Here is a 21555-nt window from a genome sequence, read left to right as displayed (position 1 = left end):
AATCACCAAAACGGCATTCCACGTCTGCATCTTTTCTTATTGTTTACCATCAGCCCCTCCGGTTGAGCATTCTAATTCTATAGTTTATGAAGACCTATGATGAGAAACACATCAGGAACATTGTATTATTGGGCGCCGCAAAGAGCGGAAAAACAACCCTTTGTGAAACCATGCTGTTTGAAGCAGGTATTATTCCCCGACGTGGTACTGTTGAAGAAGGAAACACCGTTTCCGACTATCACGATGTAGAACACGAGAGAGGAAGCTCTGTCTATGCCACCTGCCTGCATACCGAATGGCGTGATTATAAGATCAATATCATCGATACGCCGGGATTGGAAGACTTTATCGGCGAGATCATTTCCTCCATCCGCGTCTGCGATACCGCACTGCTGCTCCTCAACGCACAATACGGGGTAGAAGTAGGTACAGAACAGATATGGGATTATGTGGACAAATACCGTAAGCCAACTATTCTGGCCGTCAATCAGTTAGATGCAGAACAAGCCAACTTTACCCGTACGGTAGATGAAGCCCGCCGCGTTTTCGGTCCGGCGGTAACAATTATGCAATACCCTGTTAATCAGGGTACTGGATTTAACAGCGTGATCGATCTGCTTAAAATGACTATGTACCGTTTCCCTGAGAATGGAGGAAAACCGGAAAAGCTCCCCATCCCCGATAGCGAAAAGGAACAGGCGGAGCGACTCCATAATGAGCTGGTGGAAAAAGCGGCTGAAAATGACGACACCCTCATGGAACAGTATTTTGAGAAAGGCAGCCTGGACGAAGATGAAATGAGGCAGGGACTGAAAATAGGCATGCTGAAACACCAGGTGTTCCCTGTCTTCTGTCTTTCCGCCATCCACAATATGGGAAGCGGTCGTTTAATGGGCTTTATCGATAATGTGGCCCCCGCTGCCATAGAAATGCCTCCGGAACAGGCAGAAGATGGCAGCGCAATTCCTTGTGATCCGGCAGCATCACCAGTCTTATTCGTGTTTAAAACCCTCCAGGAGCCCCATATAGGGCGCCTTTCGTTTTTTAAGGTACTAGCAGGCGAGATAAAGGCTGGTGTCGAATTATACAATGAAAAGGGCAATACCTCGGAGCGACTGAACCAGCTGTTCATCACTGACGGTCGTAACAGGCAAAACACCGACGTATTACGTGCCGGAGATATTGGCTGCACCCTGAAACTGAAGAACACCCTCACCAATCATACGCTCAGCGACAAACAATCGGGCAAACAAGTAAAACCCATTGACTTCCCGACCCCCAAAGTAAGAGTCGCTATTGAAGCGACCAATAAAGCAGACGATGAGAAGCTGGGAGAAGTACTGGCAGAACTGCACATGGAAGATCCTACCCTGGAAATAGAATACAACCGTGAGCTCAAACAGGTGATCCTGCACGGACAGGGAGACCTGCACCTGGCCCTGACCAAATGGAGGCTGGAGAATATCTACAAGATGCATGTGGAATACATACCGGCAAAGATCCCTTACCGGGAAACCATCCGGAAACATGCCACTGCCACTTACCGCCACAAGAAACAATCCGGTGGCGCCGGACAGTTCGGAGAAGTATTCCTCACCATTGAACCCTATTATGAGGGCATGCCGCCTTATAAGGAACATCCTGTGCGTGACACCGATGAAATTGACCTTAACTGGGGCGGAAAGCTCGTATTCAATAACTGCATCGTAGGTGGCTCCATTGATGCCCGCTTCCTGCCTTCCATCCTCAAAGGTGTGATGGAGAAAATGCAGGAAGGACCACTTACCGGCTCCTATGTGCGGGATATCCGGGTAAGCGTCTATGACGGTAAAATGCACCCTGTAGACAGTAACGATATCTCCTTCAAAATAGCCGGTATGATGGCCTTCAGAGATGCTTTCCACCAGGCTGCCCCACAGTTGCTGGAACCGGTATTTGATATCGAAATCTCCGTGCCTGATATGATGTCAGGCGATGTAATGAGCGAGCTGCAGAGCCGCAGAAGTATCATTACAGGTATGGATACGCAGAACAACTACCAGGTCATCAAAGCCCGCACTCCACAGGCAGAACTGGATAAATTGTACGCAGCGCTACGTAATGTTACGCAGGGTAAGGCTAAGATCAAATCAGTGTTTGCAGAATATGCCCCCGTGCCATCCGATGTTCAGAAGAAACTGTCTGAGGAATATAAAAGCGCAGAACTGGTGGCATGATGGATTAGTGGCATGACAGATTATTTATCCCACCAGTCTTCTCTGTCCGGATTACCGCAATGAATGGTTGCTGCCAGATGCCCGATCTTTACCTGTTCACAGGCTTCAGAATCAGGCATCAAACGCCGTTAACAAAACATAATAAGACTCCGTTAGGAGTCCCAGTGTTTGTAGCGCGGGGTGACAACCCCGGGGAAATGTAACGGATGACAATCCCGGGGAAATGTAACGGGTGACAACCCCGTGAAACGTAATGAGGTGAGCCCCCGGGGGAAACGTAATGAATGTAAACCCCGGTCACGCCATGCCCGCAGATGCGGTAGGTTACAAAAAAGGATGCCATGGAGACATCAGCACTGGTGGCATGACAGATTACTTATCCCACCAGTCTTCTCTGTCCGGATTACTGCAATGAATGGTTGCTGCCAGATGCCCGATCTTTACCTGTTCACAGGCTTCAGAATCAGGCATCAAACGCCGTTAACAAAACATAATAGGACTCCGTTAGGAGTCCCAGTGTTTGTAGCGCGGGGTGACAACCCCGGGGAAATGTAACGGGTGACAACCCCGGGGAAACGTAACGGATGACAACCCCGGGAAACGTAACGGGTGACAACCCCGGGGAAATGTAACGGGTGACAACCCCGGGAAACGTAACGGGATGACAACCCCGGGGAAACGTAATGAATGTAAACCCCGGTCACGCCATGCCCGCAGATGCGGTAGGTTACAAAAAAGGATGCCATGGAGACATCAGCACTGGTGGCATGACAGATTACTTATCCCACCAGTCTTCTCTGTCCAGGCTTCTGCAGTGAATCGCTTCTGCCAGGTGCTCGATCTTTATCTGTTCACTGGCTTCAAGATCGGCAGCAGTGCGGCTTACTTTGAGGATCCTGTCATAGGCCCGTGCAGAGAGCTTGAGCTTCTGCATGGCAGTCTTTAAAAGATCTTCCCCTTCTTTATTCAGCCGGCATACTTTCCGTAGCAGGCTGGTGGTCATCTGTGCATTGCAGTATATGCCCCTGTAGGCGCTGAATCTGGCGCTTTGTATCTCTCTTGCCATTAATACCCTGTCTCGTATAACAGCACTGGGCTCTCCATCAGAATAGTCCAGCAGTGAGTGTACAGGCACGGGTGTAACCTCAATGTGAAGATCTATCCTGTCCATTAAAGGACCGGATACCCTGTTCAGGTACCGCTGTACGGAACCTGGCGCACAGGTGCATGCCTTTTCCGGGTGATTGAAGAACCCACAGGGACAAGGGTTCATACTGGTAACCAACATGAAGCTTGCAGGAAATTCCACCGACAGTCTTGCCCTGGAAATAGACACCTTTCTTTCTTCTATCGGTTGTCGCATTACCTCAAGCGCCTGCCTGCTGAACTCCGGCAGTTCATCAAGGAAGAGTACACCATTGTGCGCCAACGATATTTCTCCCGGCTGCGGAATGGCGCCTCCGCCTATCAACGCCGTATGACTGATCGTATGATGCGGAGAGCGGAAAGGTCTTTGTGTGATAAGTGAAGCATCTGCCGGTAGTTTACCTGCTACGGAATGGATCTTGGTTGTTTCCAGTGCTTCCTGCAAACTGAGTGGTGGTAATATAGTACATAGCCTGCGTGCCAGCATGGTCTTGCCTGCTCCCGGAGGACCAATCAGCAGCGCATTGTGTCCGCCGGCTGCTGCTACTTCCAATGCACGTTTAATAGTGTACTGGCCTTTCACATCATTAAAGTCAATATCAAAATGCTGCTGCCCGTTTGCAAATTCTGCTCTCGTGTCTACAAATACTGGTTGCAATGTATCGGGCGACTGCAGAAAATCGATCACTTCCCGCAGATGTGTAACACCATAGACATCCAGGTTATTCACCATCGCGGCTTCACGCGCATTCTGTGCAGGTACGATCAGCCCCTTGAAGCCTTCTTTCCTGGCCTGGATCGCAATAGGCAGTGCTCCCCGGATAGGCTGTACTGTACCATCCAGCGATAATTCTCCCATAATAGTGAACTGTGATAACAGCTCCGTATTCAGCTGTTCTGACGCCGCCATCAATCCTAATGCAATAGGCAGATCGTAGGCCGAACCAGCCTTCCTGATATTGGCCGGGGCCATGTTCACTACTGTTCTGAAACGGGGAAACCGGAAACCGATGTTGATGATGGCAGATTCTATGCGCCGTTCGCTCTCTTTGACAGCGCTGTCTGGTAAACCAACAATGTAAAACTGAGTGCCTTTCGGAGCAACGTTTACTTCAATAACAATGGAAATGGCTTCTACACCTTGTACGGCACTGCCGTAGGTTTTCACAATCATGGATAAGGTGAAATTTAGAATGAATAAATATCGATGTCGAATTTAAAGCATGCCGATCATTCAACATTTATTCATTCTATTCACTTTATTTTATCTCATTCAGTAAATCCAGTAGCTTTCTCCATCTTCAGAATCAGATACCCGATCTTTTCCTTATTTTATCTCATTCAGTAAATCCAGTACCTTCTCTCTCTTCAGAATCAGATACCCGATCTTTTCCTTTGCCACACCGTCTTTCAGCTGATAAGTGAAGTAAAGATTATCATCTATTACCTGCGATTCAAAATACTTGAAACGGATATTCTGTGCATTCTGTAACTCTTCTGCAATCTCATACAAGTGTGTAGATAATATGAAGAGACAGTTGGTACTCTTCAGCAATCCATTCACCACAGCCAGTGAACAGTTCTTCGCATCCTCCACATTGGTGCCTTTAAACATTTCATCTATCAGCACCAGCCATTTTTTGTTATCATTTATTTTGATGATAGTATTCTTGATACGCTGCACTTCATTGTAGAAATAACTTTCTCCCTTGAATATATTATCCTGCACCTGGATATTACTGAAGATCCCGTTAAAGAAGCTCAGCTTCATGCTTCCGGCCGGCACACCCATACCAATATGTGCCAGGAATACCGCTACCCCCACAGCCTTGATGAAGGTTGTTTTCCCCGCCATATTAGCCCCGGTCAGGAACAGGAAGTGCGACTGTGGTTTCATCGTGATATCATACGCCACTGGTTTTGGCAGGATGAGGTGATACAGGTTATCCAGTTGTACAAAAGGATGAGGTGTATCTTCAAATACAGGGAATTGCAGATTGAAATGCCGTACCGCCTTTGCCATAGCGTAATACGCATCAAGACGGCGATAAATATCCAGTAACTCAGAAATACTTTTCCGCTGTCTTTTACGGATGTAATGATCATATCTGAGGATCTGTACAAAAGACACAGGCCCTCCTTCATCTGCCACTATAATATCATTGAACTCTTTCTGGTACAACAGGTGATGCGCCCTGTCCAGCAATTGCTTGAGTATCTTAGGCGTCTGGTCTGTATTGAAGTTCTTTTCCAGTTGGCGGAATCCCTTCAGGAGATTGAGCAGCTGGGTAAAAGAGAATTTGATAAAACTATAGTCCGGTGAAAAGATAGTCTTAGTCAGCAGCGCACTTACCAGCAAAGGCACTCCATCCGGATTGCTGATAGGCTCTATCTGTGCTTCCAGGTAATTTTCCATCACAACGATAGTACCGTTACTGATAACGTCTGCCGGCCAGCTGTCTTCCTGCTTCAGGATGAATTGCAGGACCTGCTGACGTTCTTCTATGGAAGCAATATCCTTTAAAGGATTGCTGTACAGGTACCGTAAGTACTCCTTGCCACCTGTGGTTGTAGTAAAATCCAGTTTATGAAACAGCGAATATTCTTCATCACGGTTAAATATGGAGAGATCATAGTAGGTTGTTTTATCCAGTTCCATGCACAGGTATTTTTAGTGAATATACGTATAATAGAAAAAAACATTGGTATCATGACTAGCGCTGTTTCCAATAATATCTATAGATGCAATGCGCCGTTATTTCCATAAATGTAGAGGATGGTAATGTTACAAAAGAAAATGCTCTTATCAAATGAGCGATAAGAGCATTCTCCTGTATATGTTGAGTATGACTAACGATTGAATAACAACCGGTGTCCTCTTTCAGATTCATTGAACTCGCCATTCTCATAAGCCAGGTGACCGTTCACAAAAGTGTGTGTAACAGCAGCAGGGAAGGTGTGTTCCTCAAAAGGAGACCAGCCACATTTGTAATAGATGTTCTGTTTATCCACAGTAGTAGCCTGTTGCAGATCAACGATCACACAATCAGCGAAATAGCCTTCCCGCAGGTAACCTCTTTCTTTGATCTGGAAACATACTGCCGGTGCATGGCACATCTTTTCCACCACTTTTTCAATGGTAATGTTCCCCAGGGACACATGCTCCAGCATCAGCAGCAGGCTATGCTGCACCAACGGAACACCGGAAGGCGCCTGCAAATAAGGCTGATGTTTCTCCTCCCAGGTATGTGGTGCATGGTCTGTAGCAATGATATCCAACCTGTCATCCAGCAATCCTTTCCAGAGTGCATGTTTGTTATGCACAGCCTTGATAGCCGGATTACACTTGATCAGGTTGCCCCTCCATCCGTAGTCATCAGCAGAAAAATGCAGGTGATGCACACATACTTCTGCAGTAATGCGCTTCTCTTCCAGTGGCAGCATATTGCTGAACAGCTGTAATTCTCTTTCAGTGGAGATATGCAGGATATGCAGTCTGGAATTAAATTTCTTGGCAAACTGGATAGCCGTGAGAGAAGACTCGAAACAGGCTTCTTCATTGCGGATGATCGGATGATAGTCTACGGTAAGATTCTCCGGACCTACTTCCTGTTTGTATTTTTCCAGGTTGGCCTTGATGATCTTTTCATCCTCGCAATGTGTGGCAATCAACAGCTCACTGCCTGAGAAGATTTGCTCCAGTGTAATGTAATTGTCGACCAGCATATTGCCGGTAGAAGATCCCATGAAGATCTTAACGCCACAGATCTGATCTTTTCTGGCATTAGTTTTCAGCACTTCTTCCACATTGTCATTGGCTACTCCCATGAAAAAGGAATAATTCGCCAGTGAATGCTGTGCGGCAATCTTATATTTATCTTCCAGTAATTCCTGTGTAAGAGCAGCCGGTTGCGTATTAGGCATTTCCATGAAGCTGGTGGTACCTCCGGCTACAGCCGCGCGGGCTTCGGTATAGATGGTGGCTTTGTGGGTGAGGCCAGGTTCGCGGAAATGCACCTGGTCGTCAATAACACCGGGCAGCAGGTGTTTGCCTTCCCCGTTAATTTCTGTGTACTGACCGCTCACACTCAATTGTGGGGCAATCTTCGCGATGCGGCCATCTTGTATGTATACGTCCTGAACTGTAGTGGTGCCTTCGTTGACCACTGATATATTGCGGATGATGTAATTCATGGCGCAAAGATAGTAAATAGACAATTTGTCTACAGACTAACTATACGCAACAGTAACTCAACCTTCCAGGTGGATAGAAAAAACGACCATCCTGGAATTCAGTTTGTCGATCACATTGGAATAACGCAGGTGCTCATCTTTCACATGTACGTTACCAATACCGTTGCTGATCTTGAACTCGGGGGAGAAGATGAAGCTGGGAAAATAGAATTCAAATCCGGCGCCGAACTCATAACCATAATCGCTTTTCCTGATCTTCACCAGGTCTTCCGCACGGCGGGCCCTCGCATTGGAAGCAAGGTCATAGTCGTACTTCAGGCCAGCGATCGTATAGACGCGCATGTTACCGATACGGTCTGATTTGAATTTCAGCTGCAGGGGGAAGCTGAGCAGGATGGACTCAATATTCTTGGTCGTTTCCCTTGCAGGATAGTTCTCTTTATAATAGAGGTTCTTGGAGGCAAATAATAACTGCGGATTGAAGCGGATATCAAAGTGCTCGCTCAGGCGCACGTTTCCCAGCAACCCCAGGTTAAAGCCGAAGGTCCTTAGCGGTTCAGCCACCATGATAGAGTCCTGTTTGAGGAAGATCTCATCATGAAATAACTTGAAATTGGAATTGTTGCCTGCAAGTGTGATACCAAAGTAATAGGGCTTGGCATCATGTTCTTCCATGTTCATCACTGACTGCGCTTTCACGCGGCCTGTATTCCATAGGATTACCAGAAGTACTAGCGGGATGCGCAATAAATAGAGCTGATGCCGAATGTGAGCTTTTTGCATGTTACTGCTTGGAAACCGGTATTAATTAAAATATTACACATTTCCTGACCTTGTGGGAACGCTTTCACTGATTCTGGCAGATAGGAGTATGCTGCTTCACTCTTTGCTATCCACTTCCCGATCAAGGGTGTAATATAACGAAAATATAAATTATATAATTGTTTAATAGGAAAAACAGTTGGATTGGAAAACTCCAATATTACCAGCTTTCCTCCCGGCTTTAGTACGCGTAACATTTCTGCCAGTCCTTTTTCCAGATTCTCGAAGTTACGTACGCCGTATGCTACTGTTATAGCATCAAACGTATTGTCTGGAAAACTTATTGTTTCACTGTCGCCCAGCTCAAGGGTTATTTTGTCAGATAGTCCCAGTTTCTCGATCTTTTCACGCCCGTGACTGAGCATGCCTTCAGATATGTCAATCCCGGTTATAGTATTGGGTTGCAGCATCTTATTCGCCATAATGGCAAAGTCGCCCGTACCGGTAGCCACATCGAGCATTTTCTTTGGCTGTAAGGACTTTAACTGTTTCAAAGCCTTCTTACGCCACTGGATGTCAATACCCAATGACATGAAATGGTTGAGGAAATCATAGCGGTGGGCAATGTCGTTGAACATGGTCGCTATCTGTTCCTTCTTACTTAGTTCTGATGTGGCAAACGGTACAATCTTCTTATCTGACATAGCCCGCAAAGTTAGGAGAAAATAGAGAAATGCCGGCAATAAGTAAATTTTCATGAACTTTGTGCCCGAAGAGTAAAAATATGATCATCAAGAGCGCAGAATACCTCATCAGTAATGTTGACTGGCAGAAATGTCCTACACCGAACCTTCCGGAATATGCCTTTATAGGCCGTTCCAACGTGGGAAAGTCTTCCCTGATCAATATGTTGGCAAACAATGAAAAGCTGGCAAAGACGTCCGGAACACCCGGTAAAACGCAGTTGATCAACCACTTCCTGATCAACCAGGCCTGGTACCTGGTGGATTTACCCGGATATGGTTTTGCCAAGGTGAGTCAGTCGCAACGCAGATCCTGGGAACAGATGATCGAGAATTACCTCCGGAAAAGACAGAACCTGGTCAATGTGTTTGTATTGATCGACAGTCGTCATACCCCGCAGAAGCTGGATATTGACTTCATTAACCAGTTGGGGGAGTGGCAGATCCCTTTCTCACTGGTATTTACAAAAGCAGATAAGAACACCCAGGCGGAGACCAGCCGGAATGTAAAGGCATTTCTGAATAAACTGAGGGAATCATGGGAATTCCTTCCGGCCCATTTTGTAACCAGTACTGTGAAAAAGACAGGCAGAGATGCGATCCTGTCAAATATAGACGAGACGAATACAGAATTCCGGGCCACTGTCTAGCCCGGCAATAGTCATTGAGGCTTCACCCTTATATACACGCGACCAACATGAGCGCTGGAATGCACTGATAAGTCAAGTGCGGCAATAGTTATTGAGGCTTCACCCTTATATACATGCGGCCAACATGAGCGCTGGAATGCACTGGTAAGTCAAGTGCGGCAATAGTTATTGAGGCTTCACCCTTATATACACGCGGCCAACATGAGCGCTGGAATGCACTGATAACAGGGATAAGGTATCATTCCCCGTTATATTGCAGCTGAATATCCGTGGATTCCATGGATCGCTGTCTGCCACCAGGTAAGGCTGGCGATCGCTTTTCAGGGCCATCAGAAAGGTTTCTTTGGAGACAAGCGTGTTACGGCTGTAGGTGAGCATATGATTCCCGTCAAATTTCAGGATCTCTAACGACGCGCTGTCGCTTTTGACCAGGGCATCGCCCCCGGCTGGCTTGGAATACAGCAGTCTCCAGCTGCCTTGCAGCTTTTGAGAGGAAGTGTCTGAAATAGACTCTTTTTTGCAAGATGAGTTGGCAGATACTATTGCTAACAGTAGTATGACAGTTTTGTAGGCACGCATGTTGGACAGCTATTCAGTAAAATCAGTATAACAGTATATCAGTATAACAAGTATAAATTAAGGAATTTTTTTCAAATTAAAAGAGCCCCGTTCGGAACAGAAATCGGTTATAAGAATGGCAATACCCTCATAATCAGTACAGTACTGCGTTTCAGACCTTTTCCTTTACAAAGGGTTAACATTACAATATTTCAGGGAAGATTTCGTTGTGGGGGAGACAAAGCCCCCGGATGCGGAAGAGCGCATCCTGACAGCGGGGAAAGTAATATCAGCCTGCAGGCTTAGTTCACCACCTTGTCCGCACAGCAGCTGCTGGCAAAGGCGTCTGGTTTTGCCTTGAAGGCAAATCCCATTCCCAGGATGTAACCCATTGCCTCACGAAGGGCCAGGTTACTCTTGAACTGGGGGTTCGTGTTAATGTCTGCATGTACTTCCATGTCCACATCATACTCGGTGAACAAGTCACACAGTTCATAGGCGATCTCAATACTCTTTGCTACTTCAATGAGCATACGCTCCTTGATGGAATAAGAGTCGCGTGTTTTGTCATTGTGGATGAACATGAAACCTCCATGTCCCTCACGCAGGAAAACAATCACCGTAGCAAATTCTGTTTCTACACCTTTTACCTGTGAGTCCGTGCCAATACACACTTTTAAGTGAAAGCCCTTTCCGGTTTCCCGGACAATTGCCTGGCGCACTTCTTCTTTAATGGGCAAATGAATCGGTTCGCCGTTGAATCTTCTCCATTTCATGATAATATATATGATTAGAGTGAATAGGCGTGGTCGTTAAGATTACATTTATGCCGTTCTATCGTGATAAATCCTTGCTGGTAGGGGAATATTATAAGTAATATACAAAAATTAATCAGCAATCAGATGAGAGAGCGCAAGAATTAACGGCATCTTATTCCAAATGAGATAGCATTTCAGAGGGGTTTATGCCGGCCATTGAGATTAATACTGGCCGGTACTCAGCAACACCAGTGTGCAGGCTTCCATTGTTTCAATGCCTTTACTGTCGGCTAATGCAGCCAGTTCCTCATTCTCCGTACCTGGATTGAAGATAATACGCTTTGGATGCAGCTGCAGGATATAATCGTAATACTCCCGCTGTAGCATTGGATTCATATACAGGGTAACGGTGTCCACATCCGCTGCTACCGGATGTTCTTTCGTCACAGGGGTATCACCTATCTGTGCTTCCCTTTTACCAATGGCCAATACGGGGTGCCCATGTGCCGTCAGCCTGGATACGGCCAGGTAACTGTATCTTGTTGGGTTGGGAGAAGCGCCTAATACAACCGTAAGTTTCTTGTCGTTCATAAACAATCCTTTTTGAAGGTACCCGCCAGCGTATAAACCCCGGCAGGTACTTACTATGTAAGAGCAAACATTAAACCATAATGATCTATATGAGATGATACCGACGCCTTGGCAGTCGGCCGATAATATTTTCCATGGCAGGCTGAAGCTGGGGATACTCAAAAACGAAACCAGCCTGCAAGGCGCGGGTGGGTAATACCCAGCGACTTTTCAACAGCAGCTCCGCTTCTGTGCCAATAAGTCGTGCACCGATACGCAACATCCAGACGGATGCCGGCAGTCCGAAAAATTGCCCTGCCGCTTTTCTTAGTGTCCTCATAAACTGCCGGTTGCTGACAGGATAAGGAGAACTACAGTTAAATACGCCATCCAGTTCCGAATGCTCATACAACCACTCCATCATCCGGCATACATCAGTGATATGTACCCAGCTGAATTTCTGCCTGCCGTTTCCCTGGTGGCCTCCCAGTCCAAATTTGACCAGGTTGAGATAAGGCGTCATAACGCCTCCCTGGTGACCAAGAGTAATGGCTATACGGAAAATGGCTTTGCGGGTACCCGGCGTCTCTTCAGCATTAAAGGCCGCTTCCCAGCGCTTGCACACCTGCACCGAAAAATCGTTTTTCATCTCTCCCGTAAATTCGTCCATAGGCCGGTCTTCCGCATGCCGGTAAATAGTGGCGGAAGCAGCATTTATCCAAAGCGCCGGCGGATGCTGTAAGGTCCTTATTGCGGTTCCCAGTACTGCTGTAGCATTCGTCCTGCTGTCAAATATCTCTTGTTTGTTTGCTTCAGTATAACGGCAATTCACACTCTTCCCTGCCAGGTTGACCAATAGATCTGTATTTTCCAACTCTTTTGACCAGTCGTCAAGGGTCTTACCGTCCCACCCGATATACCTTACCCGGCCATGCCCGGTTATAGGATGGCGGGTGAGGATAACAATGTCATTGTCGCTGCCGAAATGCTCAATCATACCCTTACCAATAAATCCCGTCCCTGCCGCAATCACTATTTTTTTATTTTTCATGGTAAATGGATTAATGCTGTTTCTGAACTTTCAGTAAAAAGTGAAACATGTGGATAAAAAAATATTACTTGAATAATTTCATCAGCGTGCCATAGAACCAGCTTTCCTCTGACTTCACAAAAGAGTTGATCACCTTGTCTGTCTGGTGAGCAAACTTATTAATCCCCTGGATGGAATCTTTGAATGCTTTTACGTGTTTGTCCTTCGCATCTCCTTCCACTTCCTGTAGCTGGTTCAGGGTCTTGAGAATAGGATCCAGTTCACGGCGTTTCCGCTCTCTGGCAATCTCCGTGGCTACCTTCCAGATATCCTTTTCGGCAGTAAAATACTCCTTTCGCTCCCCGGGAATCAATACACGCTCCACCAGCCCCCAGTTAATCAGTTCACGTACGTTCATATTGGTATTACCACGGGAAATATTCAATTCCGTCATGATATCCTCTGCACTCAGCGGATCAGGCATGATCATCAGCAAGGCATGGATCTGGGCCATGGTGCGGTTAATACCCCATTGCGCTCCCAGAGATCCCCAGGTTTGTATAAACTGTGCTTTTGCTTCTGCCAATTTCATGTAATCCTCTTTTCGTTACCCAAATGTAATACTAAGTTATTGAACTTTCAAAAGAAAGTGAAAGAGTGGCTGGTTAATCAGGTAAGAGATACTTGTGTTTGTTGGTTTACAGGCTTCTTATCCCTTCGAATGCAACGCAACCCTATTCCCATCAGGATCAAAGAAAATCGCAAAATACCCTAGATCCTGAAACTCAGACACCGGGCGCTTATCCAATTCTATCTTGCCACCCGCCGCTTCCACGCGCTCAAGCACCTCTGTGAGGTCATCGCCGGCATGCAGGTAAACCAGCGACCCACGCTGACTGGGGAAATATTCAGAGCCCTGAACGATGGCTCCGCCAATACCATTATTGTCTCTGTCGAACTGAAAAAATGCTTTCCGCTTGTGGCCCAATTGCTCCTCAGGCATTTCATAGTTGAATATCGTGCTGTAAAACTTCCTGGCCCTGTCAAAATCATGTACAGGGATTTCGAACCAGTTTAGCGCATTCTTAGGAATCTCCATTTGATCTTTAGTTGTTGCGGGGTAACTTAAATTTAATCATTTATATGGCAAATCCCAAATTCTCATACTGAATAACAGCGTGTTAAGATGAACAGGGGAGGGGTTAAAAAAACAAGGCGCCCCGTGCAACGGGACGCCTTGTTTTATAGTTAGTTGTTGATGTAGTAATTATACCAGCATCGTTACCGGATTCTCCAGGTAGCTCTTCAGCGTAGCCAGGAAACGTGCACCTACAGCGCCATCCACACTACGGTGGTCACAGCTGAGGGTCAGCTTCATGATGTTCACCACTTTGAACTGTCCTTTTTCGGAAACGACTGTTTCTTTGATACCGCCAACAGCCAGGATTGCGGAATCCGGCGGATTGATGATAGCTGTGAATTCATCGATACCCATCATACCCAGGTTGGAGATAGTGAAGGTATTACCGGAGAAATCCTGCGGCTGCAGTTTCTTGTTCTTCGCTTTGTCATACAGCTCTTTCGCTTCACCAGCAATCTGGCTCAGGGATTTCTGATCAGCAAAACGGATCACCGGAACGATCAGACCATCTTCGATAGCCACAGCGGAACCGATGTGTACGTGGTGGTTCTGACGGATGAAATCTCCCATCCAGCTGCTGTTCACATCAGGATGTTGACGCAGTGCCAGGGCAGAAGCCTTGATCACCATATCGTTGAAGGAGATCTTAACAGGAGACACTTCATTGATAGCCTTACGTGCTTCAATGGCTTTGTCCATATTGATATCTACTTTCAGGTAGAAGTGAGGAGCAGAGAATTTGCTTTCGCTCAGACGCTTAGCGATCACTTTACGCATCTGGCTTAACTGAACATCAGTGAAGCCTTCCTGACCTGCCGGAGTGAATGCTGCAGCTTTAGCGGCTGGAGCAGCAGCTTGTTTGGCGGCAGCTGGAGCAGCGGATGGAACGTAACTGTCAACGTCTTTCTTCACGATCCTGCCACCGTCACCGGAACCAGGTACTTTGCTGATATCGATACCTTTCTCTTCAGCCAGTTTCTTCGCCAGCGGAGATGCTTTCACACGTCCGTCTTTGCTTTCTGAAGCTTCAGGCGTAGCTGCCGGAGCTGCAGATGCAGCCGGAGTAGCTGCTGGTGCTGCCTGTGCGGCTGGTTTTGCACCACCGGTACCTTCTGCTGCGAGGATCGCATCTACATTGGTACCTTTTTTACCTACTATCGCAATGATGCCGTTTACTTTAGCAGCATCACCTTCTTTTACACCTACATATAACAGTTCACCGTCAGCATATCCGATCACTTCCATGGTAGCTTTATCAGTTTCTACCTCAGCCAGTACATCGTCGCTCTTCACGGTGTCGCCTACTTTTTTGTTCCAGGCTACGATCTTACCTTCCGTCATGGTATCGCTCAACAGCGGCATACGGATAACGGTTGCATTTTTCAGTGCTTCTGCAGCAGCTGCACTATCAGCACTGCTGGCTGCCGGAGCAGGAGTAGCTGCCGGAGCTGCCTGCGCTGCTGGCTTGGCTTCCTGTGCTGCCTGGCCATTATTATTACCTCCACCGAGCAAAGACTTGTAATCTTCACCTGGCTTTCCTACAATAGCTATAATCTCATTTACTTTAGCAGCCTTACCTTTCTCGACACCAATATATAATAGAGTACCTTCCACATAACCCATCACTTCCATGGTGGCTTTATCTGTTTCCACCTCAGCAATTACATCGTCTGCTTTTACGGTATCTCCTACCTTTTTATGCCATTCCGCGATCACCCCTTCAGTCATTGTGTCACTCAAAAGGGGCATTCTGATAACTTCTGCCATAGTATTTTTCCAAATTTTGCCCAAACCTACAAAAGAAATGCGAATTGTGAAAGTTAGATTACAGAAGATATTTCTGTAAGCCCCTTTAAAAATCCAGTTCCATATTCAACTTATCTTTCAGTTCCTTTATAAGAGGATATTTTTCAACCATCTTCTGGAACTGTTCCCGGCTGGAAAGTGGCGCAGGGCCAATATCCACCGTCTGCTGACTCTCATCAAGCTGTAAGGTCAGCACGATGGCCGGGTTACGGAACTTTTCCTTGAAGAAACCGGAAATAGCCAGTTTTTCTTCTTCCATGAAGCGGAATTGCACAATATTCCTGCTTACAATGGCAATTTCCTCAGGTCCGGCCAGATTAATAGTAGCCAGCTGCAGATTACTTACAACTGTCATTTTGTTAGCCTGCCTGAAAGTATCAATGAATTCATCCCAGTATACATGTAATGCGCCCAGGGTCATCGGAATGACCTCCTGTACGGATTGCACCTGCTGTCTGGCAGCCAGCGCCTCCTTCATAGCGGCAAGACCGGTCAGCTTAGGCTGAGGTGCACTTGTTTGCTGGCCTGGCCGGGGAGCCGTAGCGGTGGCCGTAGTAGCCATCCCCGCAGCAGGTTGTGCCGGGGCAGCCTGTCTTTGTACGGGTTGTACCGGCTGTACCGGCTGTGCAGGCGCTTGTTGCGGGTTCACAGCCGGACGAGGCGTCTCAATGGTCAATCTCGCCTCGTTAGTAGCAATGGAGCTGGTCGTAGCCGGCTGGCCTGCGTTCGTTTTGGCTGCAGGTGCCGCCTGTACAAAGGAAGACCTCAGTTTCTGCGGTACCGCACCATCAGCTACCAGTTTTTTTTTTACTACCTCTCCGGTCTGATCATCGCTGACTAAAGTAACGGCCTGCTGAAGGAAACATAGCTTGATCAGCGCCATTTCCACATGCAGCCTTTTGTTACGGGCCATCCGGTAGTTGATCTCCGTCTCATTCAGCAGGTGCAGCGCCGTGATCAGGTAAGACGGACTTACCTTGCCGGACATCTGCTTGTACCTGTCCTTGAGATTACCGGATACCTCCACCAGGTGCAGTACCTTCTCTTCCTTGCTCATCAGCAGGTTACGGAGAAACTCCGCCCAGCCGTTCAGGAAGTTATCTCCCTCAAAACCTTTCTGTAAGATCTCGTCAAATATCAGCAGGGCAGTGGCAACATCCTGTTGCAGCACGGCCTCCATCACTTTAAAGAAATAATCGTAATCCAGGATGTTCAGGTGCTCCAGTGTGTTCTGGTAAGTCAGGTGCCCGCCGGTGAAGCTGACAATCTTATCCAGTGTACTGAGCGAGTCACGCATACAACCATCCGTCTTCTGCGCCACCAGGTGCAGGGCATCAGATTCTGCCTGGATATGCTCCTTCTCACAGATCTCCTGCAAATGGTCCACCGTATCCTGGATAGTGATACGTTTGAAGTCGAAGATCTGACACCGGCTCAGGATAGTCGGGAGGATCTTGTGCTTTTCAGTAGTAGCCAGGATGAAGATGGCATAAGAAGGCGGTTCTTCCAGCGTTTTCAGGAACGCATTGAATGCGGAAGAACTGAGCATGTGAACCTCATCTATGATATAGATCTTATATTTTCCTGCCTGAGGAGCGAAACGTACCTGCTCTACCAGCGTACGGATATCATCTACAGAGTTGTTGGATGCCGCATCCAGCTCGTGGATATTGAAGGAACTTCCTTCGTTGAAAGAGGTACAGGAATGACATTGATTACATGCTTCCCCATCAGGCTGCAGGTTCTCACAGTTGATTGTTTTGGCCAGTATACGGGCACAGGTTGTTTTACCCACACCTCTCGGACCGCAGAACAGGAAGGCGTGTGCCAGCTGATTGTTACGGATCGCATTTTTAAGGGTGGTCGTAATATGTGATTGTCCGACTACGGTTGAAAAATTCTGTGGACGGTATTTACGGGCTGAAACGATAAAATTCTCCATATACAACGCATTCGCGAGGGCCGAAAGTACAGAAAATTGTCCATAGTCCCTAGCCGCTGCGCCATAGTTCATAATACCTGCCGGTATGGTAACCACTTACATATTAAGAAAAGTAACGCCGTCAATGAGGAACAGACAGTTCGCTGAAGTCAAGACAACGGTGAAGGAAGTCTTTTTTCATCAGCAGGATACTGTTATTGTAATGGTCAGATACCGCTGCGCTGATGTCGTGCATAGCTTCCAGTTCATCCGGCAATGGCGGGTGTGTCAGTAAATAAGGATACTGATGCTGAATAAAATGCGTCACCTTTTGCTGCAGATCCGGTTCCCACTGATCGCTGATATGATGCTGGAACAAAAGATCCTGCAACAACTGCTGCAGCTGTGTAGCCTCCTGCCGCAGTATCTGCAGCCAGGAATCCGTTTTTGTGGGAGAGGTATTATTGCTGCTGTAAAAGACCGGAACACTTTCCATGATCATGCCGGCTATCTCATTGAGTGCGGAAGCTCTGGCCTGATGAGAAAGCACACATTTGTACTGTTCCTGTAAATTAAAGGCAGCTTCCAGCGCATGTCGCAATGCGAAGGTATAATGATAACGAAGGGCAAGCAGGTCGTGCTCCTCCAGCCATTCACTGTCCCTGGCGATCTGCTGCTGTAATTTATCCAGTATCTTCAACGCTTCATGACTGCGGTATTGCACATCCCCGTAAGTAAACTGCGTTACCTGGATCTCTCTGCTGATGATGGCCTGTAAGGTAGCCGCATCCTGCACATCCCGGAAATAACGACGGATCCGTTGCCGGTGCTCTTTCGTATACAATGTGGAAAGCGTATACAAAATCTGTTCTTCCTCAGAAAATGGTTCCAGTCTGCCGGGAGGAATATCAGAGAAAGGCCTGTCATCATAGTAATTGTTGTACGGCTCCGGAAAGGCATACTGCTCATGGGATGCTTCAATTTCCCTGATAAGATCTTCCGCAGAAGACCAATGCCCGGGCGTTTCTTCCGGTGTCAGTACCTGGTACACCTGCTGCGACATCTGCTCCTGTAATCTTTCCGCGTCATGAAACAATGTCCATGCACTTTGCGCCATCGTAACACCGGGAATGTTTGCGGCCAGGTAACGTTGTTCGCGTTCCTCCTGTGTAGGATGCGATGCCCATTGATCACGGAATTGCACCTGGCTTTTCACCATGGTACCGAAATGATCATCATTGTACTGTGGCAGTTGCTGATGATCGAGTGGAGTACTGTGCTGCTTCGCGTGATATTTTATGAGCATGCGGTGTGCTTCATAGATATTCCGGATAAACCGCTGTTGCCGTGCCCACGTCGTAGCCCGTTGCAGCAATTGCTGGAAACAGGCATTGCTCATCTCAGCCCGGCGCATGGCGGAAATAGCGGTATCAGTTCCGCAGATGGAAACCGCCACTTCATCGGCATTAAATTCCATTTCACGGCTTAAGCGCATATACTGCCGGTTAATCAGTTCATGCATGTTCCGGAAAAGAAAATGCAAACCCGCTGCCAGCAACACAAACAGGCGTGATAATAGTGCTGCAAACAGTCCCTTGTTGGAAAGCCAGATGATAGCGTTCCGCCAGCCCCTATTCTCATAAAGAATATTGTAAATGATCCTGTTGATCGTATATACGTGCAGCACCAGCTTCATACTGCGCTGGGAGAAATGCCCGAACTCGTGTGCCAGCACCATTTTAAACTCGCTGATGTTAAGACTGTTCACCATGCCGAGCCCTATCACCAGGTTTTTGTCCCCTTCACCAAAAAGCCCTGTAATACCAGGTGAGTGAAATACTACTGCATTGACATCCGGTACGAGATAAACTTTTTTCGGAGAAGGCGCATTTGTCTGCTTTACAAGTTTGTGTATAAAATCAAATAATACGGGTTGTTCTTTCTCCGTGACGATAGTACGGTAAGGAACAGTGGTCTTATGTTTGCTAAAGAGGAACAGCAAAATAAAGACTGACTGTAAAATGCCCAGTAATAGCAGTACAGCGCCTGCCACCGATAGGAATATACCGGATACACCCTTGTAAGAAGCATACGCAATAAGTGTACTTCCGCTCCAGGTAAAGGCTGCCATCAGCAGCAGAGAGCATAATAATAAAATGATATAGGTGACATAAAACAACAGAACTCCACCTGTCATTCGTAGCACCTCCTGTCTAAAGTACATACCTGACATCATATAACTTATAATTCACAGTAGTCCCTCGGGAGCCTCCGCATTGGTTGTTGGACATAGCATTAACAGGTTTTGGCGGAGCGTTTCAGCTCATGATAAATATACTCCTAATTTCTCTGCCGTGGCATAACACGAACGTGAAATAATTTTCCATCTCACAGCTTTTAATTAAATTCGGTACATCAATGTAGCCTGTTAAAAGACCGGGTTTAGAAGAGTCAGGAACTCTCAATTGATTGTTAGTTTAACGCCAACTTTTTTCATCTTTTAATTGCATACGATGTATCTATCGCTTGCTGTTGGATTAATCCCATATACACTCTTCCTGTTCGTGATTGTAAATGCTCTTTCAGTAAACGACATCACTGTTCCGGTAGTTATTACTGTCATCGATCCATCATTTTTATTGCCCGTGCTGTTGTTCGCAGTAGTGATTGTTCTCCTGTATTATATCTGGTGTCTCCGGAAACAAATAATACACATAAATCGTACCGGGAAAGATATCAGGGACGCACGCCTGAATATGATCAATAATATCAGCCAGGAAATACGTACGCCTTTGAATGCGATTATCGGATTCAGTGAACAGTTGTCTTATACAGCCCTGGATTGTAATCAGCGGGAACTGTTGGGCGCTGTTGAAAATGCCGCCGGCATGTTAATGCAGATCCAACAGAATATCCAGGAACTGGGCTGGTTACAGAAAGGGGAACTGCACCTTGATACTTATCCTTTTTCGCCTTATAAAATATTTGATACTGTTACACAGAAATTGTCTTCCCGCGCGCACAGCAAACGTCTCCTGTTTGACATTATTTACGAAGGAGAACGGCAACTGGAAGTAACCGGAGATGGCGAACGGCTGACACGGATACTTGTCTGCCTTGTGGAAAATGCTATTAAATATACCGATACCGGTAGCGTACACTGCCATATGCAGGTGGAAAATCAGGCAGCTGGAAACATCCGGGTGAATATACAGGTGAGGGATACCGGTAGTGGTATTACACCGGAAAAACTACCCTTTATATTTGATCAATATATGTACAACGGAGCTGCTGTTGCCGGTACCCTGCACGGCGCAGGATTGGGACTGGCACTCGTCCGCGCACTGGTGGAATTGCACAACGGACAGTTAACAGTAGAGAGTACACCGGGTAAGGGTAGCTGTTTCTCCTGCTCTCTCAGCTATCGGGCATTACCGCCACCACAAACGATAGTCGTTACCCAACAGGACATCAGCCAGACAACCGGTCAGCTGATGAAAGACAGATATGTACTGGTAGCAGACGACCAGGAAATGAACCTTGCCCTTATGGATAAGATCCTGACCCGCTGGCAGTGCAGGTTTGATAAAGCGCCCGACGGGGTTGCCGCCTACGAATTATTTGTCTGCAACAACTACGACATGGTGTTGCTCGACCTCCAGATGCCCCGTATGACAGGCGTAGAAGTGGTGAAAAGGATACGTGAAGATAAAGAACCCTCCAAAGCGCAGGTGCCTGTACTCGCCCTAACGGCAGATACCACCATGCCTGCTAACCAGGAATTCATCGATGCGGGGTTTGATGATTACCTGTTGAAGCCCTTCCGGGAAAAGGAAATCTATAACGTCATTATCCGGCATCTCCGGCCGCTTATTAACATTCCTCGCTAGAACATAATAGGCTAGCCCTGATATTTACAACAAACATTATTAACAAAACACAATAAGACTCCGTTAGGAGTCTAGTTGTTTGTAGCGCGGGTGCAACCCCGGGAAATGCGTAACCCCCGAATGCGTAACCCGAAATGCGTAATCCCGAAATGCGTAATCCCGAATGCGTA

At 47.0% G+C, this 21555-nt stretch carries 17 protein-coding genes; 3 read left to right on the top strand and 14 right to left on the bottom strand.

The features are described from left to right. The first annotated feature begins 86 nt into the window (after positions 1-86). Complete coding sequence (locus tag BLR32_RS01055) at positions 87-2216, top strand: elongation factor G (protein WP_089828388.1); 2130 nt, start codon at positions 87-89, stop codon at positions 2214-2216. 775 nt (positions 2217-2991) lie between these two features. Here the strand turns inward: BLR32_RS01055 and BLR32_RS01050 are convergent. From BLR32_RS01050 to ubiE, 5 genes are all read right to left on the bottom strand, one after another. After that, a complete protein-coding gene (locus BLR32_RS01050; RefSeq protein ID WP_089828387.1) occupies positions 2992-4536 on the bottom strand; it encodes a YifB family Mg chelatase-like AAA ATPase in 1545 nt (514 codons plus the stop codon). Between the two features lie 153 nt (positions 4537-4689). After that, on the bottom strand, positions 4690-6021 hold the full coding sequence (locus BLR32_RS01045) for a MutS-related protein (RefSeq protein ID WP_089828386.1): 1332 nt from the start codon (positions 6019-6021) through the stop codon (positions 4690-4692). A gap of 191 nt (positions 6022-6212) precedes the next feature. Next, complete coding sequence (locus tag BLR32_RS01040) at positions 6213-7556, bottom strand: dihydroorotase (RefSeq protein ID WP_089828385.1); 1344 nt, start codon at positions 7554-7556, stop codon at positions 6213-6215. Between the two features lie 57 nt (positions 7557-7613). After that, entirely contained in the window at positions 7614-8339 is a 726-nt protein-coding gene (gene porT / locus BLR32_RS01035; RefSeq protein WP_449384796.1) for a type IX secretion/gliding motility protein PorT/SprT, read from the bottom strand. Further along, positions 8288-9022: a bifunctional demethylmenaquinone methyltransferase/2-methoxy-6-polyprenyl-1,4-benzoquinol methylase UbiE gene (gene ubiE, locus BLR32_RS01030; protein ID WP_089829858.1), complete on the bottom strand. Its 735-nt coding sequence runs from the start codon at positions 9020-9022 to the stop codon at positions 8288-8290. The genes porT and ubiE overlap by 52 nt, the downstream gene beginning before the upstream one ends. An 80-nt stretch (positions 9023-9102) precedes the next feature. Between ubiE and yihA the strand changes: the two genes are divergently transcribed. Continuing rightward, a complete protein-coding gene (gene yihA / locus BLR32_RS01025; RefSeq protein ID WP_089828384.1) occupies positions 9103-9711 on the top strand; it encodes a ribosome biogenesis GTP-binding protein YihA/YsxC in 609 nt (202 codons plus the stop codon). A 165-nt stretch (positions 9712-9876) separates the two neighbouring features. On the opposite strand, the gene BLR32_RS01020 is transcribed toward yihA, so the two are convergent. The 9 genes from BLR32_RS01020 to BLR32_RS00980 form a co-directional block, all read right to left on the bottom strand. Then, positions 9877-10290, bottom strand: coding sequence for a hypothetical protein (locus tag BLR32_RS01020; RefSeq protein ID WP_089828383.1), 414 nt, complete (start codon positions 10288-10290; stop codon positions 9877-9879). Between the two features lie 281 nt (positions 10291-10571). Beyond that, positions 10572-11045: a ribonuclease H-like YkuK family protein gene (locus tag BLR32_RS01015; protein ID WP_089828382.1), complete on the bottom strand. Its 474-nt coding sequence runs from the start codon at positions 11043-11045 to the stop codon at positions 10572-10574. A 204-nt stretch (positions 11046-11249) separates the two neighbouring features. After that, complete coding sequence (locus BLR32_RS01010) at positions 11250-11618, bottom strand: CoA-binding protein (RefSeq protein WP_089828381.1); 369 nt, start codon at positions 11616-11618, stop codon at positions 11250-11252. Positions 11619-11703: 85 nt separating this feature from the next. Next, positions 11704-12648 (bottom strand): TIGR01777 family oxidoreductase, encoded by a 945-nt coding sequence (locus tag BLR32_RS01005; RefSeq protein WP_089828380.1) that lies wholly within the window; start codon positions 12646-12648, stop codon positions 11704-11706. 64 nt (positions 12649-12712) lie between these two features. After that, positions 12713-13219, bottom strand: coding sequence for a GbsR/MarR family transcriptional regulator (locus tag BLR32_RS01000; RefSeq protein ID WP_089828379.1), 507 nt, complete (start codon positions 13217-13219; stop codon positions 12713-12715). A gap of 117 nt (positions 13220-13336) precedes the next feature. Then, the gene (locus tag BLR32_RS00995) at positions 13337-13726 is read right to left on the bottom strand and encodes a VOC family protein (protein WP_089828378.1); all 390 of its coding nucleotides are present in this window, start codon (positions 13724-13726) and stop codon (positions 13337-13339) included. 168 nt (positions 13727-13894) lie between these two features. Next, positions 13895-15535 carry a pyruvate dehydrogenase complex dihydrolipoamide acetyltransferase gene (locus BLR32_RS00990; RefSeq protein ID WP_089828377.1) on the bottom strand — a complete coding sequence of 547 codons (1641 nt, stop codon included), beginning with the start codon at positions 15533-15535 and terminating at the stop codon, positions 13895-13897. An 85-nt stretch (positions 15536-15620) separates the two neighbouring features. Continuing rightward, the gene (locus BLR32_RS00985; protein WP_089829855.1) at positions 15621-17516 is read right to left on the bottom strand and encodes a DNA polymerase III subunit gamma/tau; all 1896 of its coding nucleotides are present in this window, start codon (positions 17514-17516) and stop codon (positions 15621-15623) included. 121 nt (positions 17517-17637) lie between these two features. Further along, positions 17638-19719: a M48 family metallopeptidase gene (locus tag BLR32_RS00980; protein ID WP_176842117.1), complete on the bottom strand. Its 2082-nt coding sequence runs from the start codon at positions 19717-19719 to the stop codon at positions 17638-17640. Between the two features lie 289 nt (positions 19720-20008). On the opposite strand from BLR32_RS00980, the gene BLR32_RS00975 reads away from it, so the two are divergent. Continuing rightward, positions 20009-21385 carry a hybrid sensor histidine kinase/response regulator gene (locus tag BLR32_RS00975; RefSeq protein ID WP_089828375.1) on the top strand — a complete coding sequence of 459 codons (1377 nt, stop codon included), beginning with the start codon at positions 20009-20011 and terminating at the stop codon, positions 21383-21385. The last annotated feature ends 170 nt before the right edge of the window (positions 21386-21555 follow it).

Origin of the sequence: Chitinophaga filiformis, assembly GCF_900102545.1 — a bacterium.
Taxonomy (GTDB): Bacteria; Bacteroidota; Bacteroidia; order Chitinophagales; family Chitinophagaceae; genus Chitinophaga; species Chitinophaga filiformis.
This window is presented reverse-complemented; position numbering and strand designations above follow the sequence as displayed.

Bases quoted from the DNA above. Each gene is read 5' to 3' on its own strand.
- BLR32_RS01055 (WP_089828388.1), top strand. From the start codon at position 87: ATGAAGACCTATGATGAGAAACACATCAGGAACATTGTATTATTGGGC.
- BLR32_RS01050 (WP_089828387.1), bottom strand. From the start codon at position 4,536: ATGATTGTGAAAACCTACGGCAGTGCCGTACAAGGTGTAGAAGCCATT.
- BLR32_RS01045 (WP_089828386.1), bottom strand. From the start codon at position 6,021: ATGGAACTGGATAAAACAACCTACTATGATCTCTCCATATTTAACCGT.
- BLR32_RS01040 (WP_089828385.1), bottom strand. From the start codon at position 7,556: ATGAATTACATCATCCGCAATATATCAGTGGTCAACGAAGGCACCACT.
- porT (WP_449384796.1), bottom strand. From the start codon at position 8,339: ATGCAAAAAGCTCACATTCGGCATCAGCTCTATTTATTGCGCATCCCG.
- ubiE (WP_089829858.1), bottom strand. From the start codon at position 9,022: ATGTCAGATAAGAAGATTGTACCGTTTGCCACATCAGAACTAAGTAAG.
- yihA (WP_089828384.1), top strand. From the start codon at position 9,103: ATGATCATCAAGAGCGCAGAATACCTCATCAGTAATGTTGACTGGCAG.
- BLR32_RS01020 (WP_089828383.1), bottom strand. From the start codon at position 10,290: ATGCGTGCCTACAAAACTGTCATACTACTGTTAGCAATAGTATCTGCC.
- BLR32_RS01015 (WP_089828382.1), bottom strand. From the start codon at position 11,045: ATGAAATGGAGAAGATTCAACGGCGAACCGATTCATTTGCCCATTAAA.
- BLR32_RS01010 (WP_089828381.1), bottom strand. From the start codon at position 11,618: ATGAACGACAAGAAACTTACGGTTGTATTAGGCGCTTCTCCCAACCCA.
- BLR32_RS01005 (WP_089828380.1), bottom strand. From the start codon at position 12,648: ATGAAAAATAAAAAAATAGTGATTGCGGCAGGGACGGGATTTATTGGT.
- BLR32_RS01000 (WP_089828379.1), bottom strand. From the start codon at position 13,219: ATGAAATTGGCAGAAGCAAAAGCACAGTTTATACAAACCTGGGGATCT.
- BLR32_RS00995 (WP_089828378.1), bottom strand. From the start codon at position 13,726: ATGGAGATTCCTAAGAATGCGCTAAACTGGTTCGAAATCCCTGTACAT.
- BLR32_RS00990 (WP_089828377.1), bottom strand. From the start codon at position 15,535: ATGGCAGAAGTTATCAGAATGCCCCTTTTGAGTGACACAATGACTGAA.
- BLR32_RS00985 (WP_089829855.1), bottom strand. From the start codon at position 17,516: ATGGAGAATTTTATCGTTTCAGCCCGTAAATACCGTCCACAGAATTTT.
- BLR32_RS00980 (WP_176842117.1), bottom strand. From the start codon at position 19,719: ATGTACTTTAGACAGGAGGTGCTACGAATGACAGGTGGAGTTCTGTTG.
- BLR32_RS00975 (WP_089828375.1), top strand. From the start codon at position 20,009: ATGTATCTATCGCTTGCTGTTGGATTAATCCCATATACACTCTTCCTG.